This window comes from uncultured Methanobrevibacter sp. (assembly GCF_937881195.1).
Lineage (GTDB): Archaea > Methanobacteriota > Methanobacteria > Methanobacteriales > Methanobacteriaceae > Methanobinarius.
Genome location: NZ_CALGFC010000026.1, coordinates 1 through 5,140, shown reverse-complemented (window position 1 = coordinate 5,140; position 5,140 = coordinate 1). Strand labels below are relative to the sequence as shown.

The 5,140-nt window shown below is 22.7% G+C and carries 7 protein-coding genes; all 7 read right to left on the bottom strand.

What is annotated here, in order from left to right; translation table 11 throughout:
* Nucleotides 1–406: 406 nt before the first annotated feature.
* The gene (locus tag Q0087_RS04295) at nt 407–781 is read right to left on the bottom strand and encodes a hypothetical protein (protein WP_297898447.1); all 375 of its coding nucleotides are present in this window, start codon (nt 779–781) and stop codon (nt 407–409) included.
* Between the two features lie 260 nt (nt 782–1,041).
* Nucleotides 1,042–1,311, bottom strand: coding sequence for a hypothetical protein (locus Q0087_RS04290; RefSeq protein ID WP_297898446.1), 270 nt, complete (start codon nt 1,309–1,311; stop codon nt 1,042–1,044).
* A gap of 684 nt (nt 1,312–1,995) precedes the next feature.
* Nucleotides 1,996–2,430: a potassium channel family protein gene (locus tag Q0087_RS04285; RefSeq protein WP_297898445.1), complete on the bottom strand. Its 435-nt coding sequence runs from the start codon at nt 2,428–2,430 to the stop codon at nt 1,996–1,998.
* A 3-nt stretch (nt 2,431–2,433) separates the two neighbouring features.
* Complete coding sequence (locus Q0087_RS04280; RefSeq protein WP_297898444.1) at nt 2,434–2,730, bottom strand: hypothetical protein; 297 nt, start codon at nt 2,728–2,730, stop codon at nt 2,434–2,436.
* A 225-nt stretch (nt 2,731–2,955) separates the two neighbouring features.
* On the bottom strand, nt 2,956–3,651 hold the full coding sequence (locus Q0087_RS04275; RefSeq protein ID WP_297898443.1) for a 7-carboxy-7-deazaguanine synthase QueE: 696 nt from the start codon (nt 3,649–3,651) through the stop codon (nt 2,956–2,958).
* 4 nt (nt 3,652–3,655) lie between these two features.
* Nucleotides 3,656–4,273 (bottom strand): 6-pyruvoyl tetrahydropterin synthase family protein, encoded by a 618-nt coding sequence (locus Q0087_RS04270; RefSeq protein ID WP_297898442.1) that lies wholly within the window; start codon nt 4,271–4,273, stop codon nt 3,656–3,658.
* Nucleotides 4,274–4,412: 139 nt separating this feature from the next.
* Nucleotides 4,413–5,036, bottom strand: a complete 624-nt coding sequence (locus tag Q0087_RS04265; RefSeq protein WP_297898441.1) for a DUF366 family protein — start codon at nt 5,034–5,036, stop codon at nt 4,413–4,415.
* Nucleotides 5,037–5,140: the final 104 nt, after the last annotated feature.

The window sequence follows — 5,140 nt, the reverse complement described above, 5'->3', positions numbered from 1 at the left end:
TATAATAGCTAAAATTTAAAAAATAAGTAAAATAAAAAGATTAAAAAAATGAAATTTAAAAATAAGAATAAGAATAAGAATAAACACTAAAGATTCCTAATCTGTAGATCGAGGGTTCAAATCCTCCCAAGTCCGTTTACAGTAATTGATGAATTATTTTTATTTTTTAAATAGAAAATTATTAACTATTTATTAAAATAGTTGTATAATTTGGTTATTTATTAATTTTTCAAAAAGCCATATAAGAACATTAAATAGATTTAAACAATATAATTTGATAAAATTAAGAAAATCTCATTTTTTAAAATCTATTTTATTATCAATGCCTAATGGACTTTATTTTGAACATTTGATATAGTTAATATTGTTCTATAAACATTCCCTAAAACATAAGATAAACATATTCTTAATATCTAAATTCTATACTATATGAATTTGGCTTTTCAGGAAGTTTTTCAGTGAAAAATATATCTATTTTTCCATTTTCTGTTTTTATATTATAAAAAGTCTTATTTTTTATAATATCCTGAGAATTAGTATCTTTATAAAATCCAATTGTCATCATAAGATTATTATAATCTTTATTATTTGTTGTTTTAAATGTTTCATTAACTGTAATTTCACTACTCTTTTCATTCCAACTAGGAGGAGTATTATTACCATAAGGAACGACACCAACTATTTCAGAACCTAAAATTTCAGTATCCCATAATAAAAAACTAATTGAAGATACTAATATTAAGATAATTAAAAATATAATTATTTTATTGATTTTTTTCAATATATCACCTTTTTTATAATTTAAACCTATATGAATAACAAATTCACAATTATATTTTCTGAAAAAATAAAATTATTCGCAATGCTTTAATAATAGCATAAAATTTTTTGATAGTTCAATTACAAACCAAGTTATAAAATGAAAATATCATGTGTTAACCTGACACATGATTTAAGCTAACTTAATTATCATTACCAATTTATCCATGGACCATACCCATATATAAAACCATGATGAGGAATATACCCCCAATAAGGCCTTTATCTATATTTATAATAAACCGTGTAATAATAAACAGTTCTATGTTGAGTAAAAGGCCAATTGAGAATATATCTGCGAACTGATTTTTTGTAATATTTTTTCATAGATCCTATTTTATGCCAATTATATTTTGCAGACCCCATACCAACAATCGTTTGCATTTCTTCATCATTTAAATAAATAACATTTATTAACTGTGAATTATTAATATTATTTGTTATAATGATAGCTTTTCTACTGTAAATATTAGTGAAATTTTCTATAGCCATATTAATATTTTATTAAAATATGAACAATATCTATTGATAATTATATAAAAAAAATTTGAAATAAACATTTTTTACAATTAATTAATAAAACATTAAAAATTTAATAAATATTATACTATTATTAATAATTAATACTAATTTAAATAATTTAATATATATAGTTGTCGATATGATTCATGTATAATATTGTAAAAAAAATTAAAATGACAATTTTAAAACCTAATATTAAAATAAATTGGTTAAATAAATATATTATAATATTTATATGTATATTAAAACTGTTTAATTGAGTTAATTTATATTTAAATATATATTTATAGAAAAATTAGTATTAAAAAAGAATTTACTACATATGATTTCACATCATATACATTCAATATAAACAAAAAATCTTAAAAAAATATAAAAATAATAGTGAAAACTTTAATATCAAAACAAAACCCACCCAAACTAGCTATAAAACGTGGCCCTGAAGATAAAAGCTTTGTAGAAAAATTAAATAATAAATTTAAAAAAAATATAATAATAATTTAATATTAAAAAATAAAATAAAAGATAAGAACTATTATTCATTTAATAGACAATTAAATTAGCATATTTTAATTGAAATAATTTATAATCTTAAAATCAAAGGTTAAAATCCCTCCAATTCTATTCAGTATTTTTTAATAATAGATGCAAATATTACTTTTCATTGATCTCTAATAGTTTATCGAGCTTAGCTTCAATTCTATTTAATCGTTCATCAATTTCATTTTTGTTTTCTTCCTCAATTCGTTTAGTATATATTGATGAGATTGCTCCAGTTAAAATACTGAAACTTAGTATGCCTATAATAATAAGAACAAATCCAATAATTCTACCATTAGTTGTGGTTGGAACAATATCTCCATATCCTACTGTGGATAAAGTAACTATAACATACCATAAACCATCAATAAAGCTATTTGCAGATTCATCCACTATAAAAAATGCAATACTTGAACTGACAACCAATATTACTAAAAATGTTAATAATTTATCCAAATGAGTTTCTTTTATAAAATCCGTGAATATTTTAATATTTTTCTTAAATAAGATTAATACTCTCCCTATTCTTAATAATCTTATTAATCTCACAAATCAGGATATACCAGCAAGACCAAATAAACTTAAAACAATATTTAAAAGATAATCCGGAATCATAGCTATAATATAATACCAATTCTTTTTAAGATAATGATTTCTATTATCAGATTTATTTAACTCATAAACAAACTCAATAGCTAATACAAAACAAACAATCAAATCAAAAATATAAATAATCTGTGTAATCAATGGAGAAAAATTATAAAATATCATTAACATTAGCAGAATAGAATCAGTTAAAATTAGAATAATCATTAATAATTCAATTATTGACTTTTTATTCAAACCCATAAATGTACCCCATATAATAATATTTACTATCTTATAACAAAAAGACTTTAGATCATAATCAAATATAATAGGAGATAAAAATAAATTAAAATCTCCTTAAAACTTTTAATTCATAAATTAAAAGTTAAGATTACTAAAAGCCCATTTGCTAATTTTAATAAGAAAGAAATTATAAATAGAAAAAATAAAACTATTTTATTAGCTAAAACTTAATTTAAATTATAATTATTCAATATTAAGAATTTTATGAGTTTGAGGGATTGTAAAAACTTCAAAATATTCTCCAAGTAATTCAGAAAAGTCAAAAAGAATGTCTGAATTATTTTTCCACTGTTCTATTGGGCTTTGAGGTTGGATTACAATTGTAAATTTCTCATCCATAAATTTATCATGTAATTTTTCCCCAATTCTTTTTATAACATCCAAATTAGTTGAAGGAGAAATTATAATTTTACAATAAAATTTTATATTGTTTTCCACTAATGATTTTAATGATAGAAATTCATTATTAAGTATATTCTCATCCCAATCCCCATCAAAGTGTTCAGGAAGCTTAATATCTAAAGATACACAATTCATCCTTTTGATTTTATATAAAGAATCAGGTAAAGTACCATTAGTTTCAATCATTATCTTCAAGTCAGTTTTATCAACGATCTCATTTATAAAATCAGGGAAAAGTAAAGGCTCTCCTCCAGTAAAAGATATAGAATGTAAATCTGGAGTCTTAAGTTCATTTATTTTTTCAAGAACTTCTTCGGGTGATTTTAGAACACCATTGCTAGCATTTTGACTATTAGGAGTATCACAATAATTACAGCTAAGGTTACATCCAGCAAAACGGACAAATATTTGTCTTTTACCTATCCACAACCCTTCTCCTTGAAAACTGGAAAAAATTTCTACTATTGGTGCTTTCATTAAATCATTCCTTTTTACAAAATGCCCCTTGACCAATTCCTTCATTTACACAAACAGAAACAGATTCAATTTCATAGCCTTTTTCTTTTAAATCTTCAAATATAATGTTTGCAAAGTATTGTGATAGCTCTTCAGCAGAGCTATGTTTTAGAGGCAAAAGAACACAATCTTCCATTGGGAATTTATATTCTTTATTTTTAATACTAAATTCTACATAGTCTTTGTTACAGAAATCAAGAACAGATAATTCTTTGGAATCTTCTGATTTTTCACAATCACAAGTATCAGATTCAGAAGATTTTTCACAATCATTATTATCAAATTCAGAATTTTCTTCATTAGAGTTCAACTCTTCAGAAGAGTTTATTCCTTTAAATTTCATATTTTTGTTATTAATTGGAATTAATACCCTATGATCCAATTTTTTACATATAGACCTTACAGAATTTTTAACATCTTTGAAATCAACTACAAAATCATAATCTCCAGAACGATTTCCTTCAATTTCCACATCTACAAAGTAAGAATGGCCATGAATAAAGCCACAAGAAGCATGTACTGGTATAATATGAGCTGATGAAAATCTTAAACCTGCATTAATCCCATTAATCATTATTTTCATATTTTTTACTCCAACAACTAAATAATTAATAATTAATAATAAATTTACCTATAAAAATCAAACATAACCTAAAATATATGCTCTAAAATCTAAATTAAATCAAAAATACAACTAAAAACATGGTGAAATATATAAATAATTATAGCAAATTAGTTTTACTTATATCTAATTCAATGTCAATTAATTCATCAATGTAATTTTTAACAATATTATCTATAAAATTAATTAAATTTTTACTACTTGAATTAAAATCATCTGATAATTCAAATAACCCAATAGCATCAACATCTTCTGGAGTTTCATCACTAGTTATATTAATCCCTAAATGGATTTTCATAGAACTAGGAGAAATAGTAGCTATTGAAACCGTGAGCTTCTTATAAATTGATTCAACCGAATTATCTTCTGATTTATATTTGGAAATAATATAAATATCATCTCCTTTACGAATAGAATCAATCCCTATTTTAGATAATTCTTCTTTTAGTATGATAACTAATAATCTTTGGCGCATATAAGCTATTCTCAAGTTAGCAGGTTGCTCATCAAAGTGTTCTACAATAATATTAATAATTTTACCTGACTTTATTTCTAATCCAACATCCTCGAAATCTTTCAAATTATTAGGAGTTATATTCATAGATCCAATCCAAGATATTATACTTGATCCTTTTATTCCAAAAGATTTAAAAGCCCAAGAAGGACCTATCTGACTTCCATCATACTCCAAATTTTCTTCAAGATGTTTATGAGTGATTAGCATACAAAACTCCAAATTTAAAAATTATAATTTTTAGAATATATTTTTTACAAAAGATAATATACTTTTTAAAAAATGATAATACATTTTTCTAAGAAAGATAATAT

Coding starts and splice junctions, on each gene's coding strand:
- Q0087_RS04275 (WP_297898443.1), bottom strand. CDS start 3,651: ATGAAAGCACCAATAGTAGAAATTTTTTCCAGTTTTCAAGGAGAAGGG.
- Q0087_RS04265 (WP_297898441.1), bottom strand. CDS start 5,036: ATGCTAATCACTCATAAACATCTTGAAGAAAATTTGGAGTATGATGGA.
- Q0087_RS04280 (WP_297898444.1), bottom strand. CDS start 2,730: ATGGGTTTGAATAAAAAGTCAATAATTGAATTATTAATGATTATTCTA.
- Q0087_RS04270 (WP_297898442.1), bottom strand. CDS start 4,273: ATGAAAATAATGATTAATGGGATTAATGCAGGTTTAAGATTTTCATCA.
- Q0087_RS04290 (WP_297898446.1), bottom strand. CDS start 1,311: ATGGCTATAGAAAATTTCACTAATATTTACAGTAGAAAAGCTATCATT.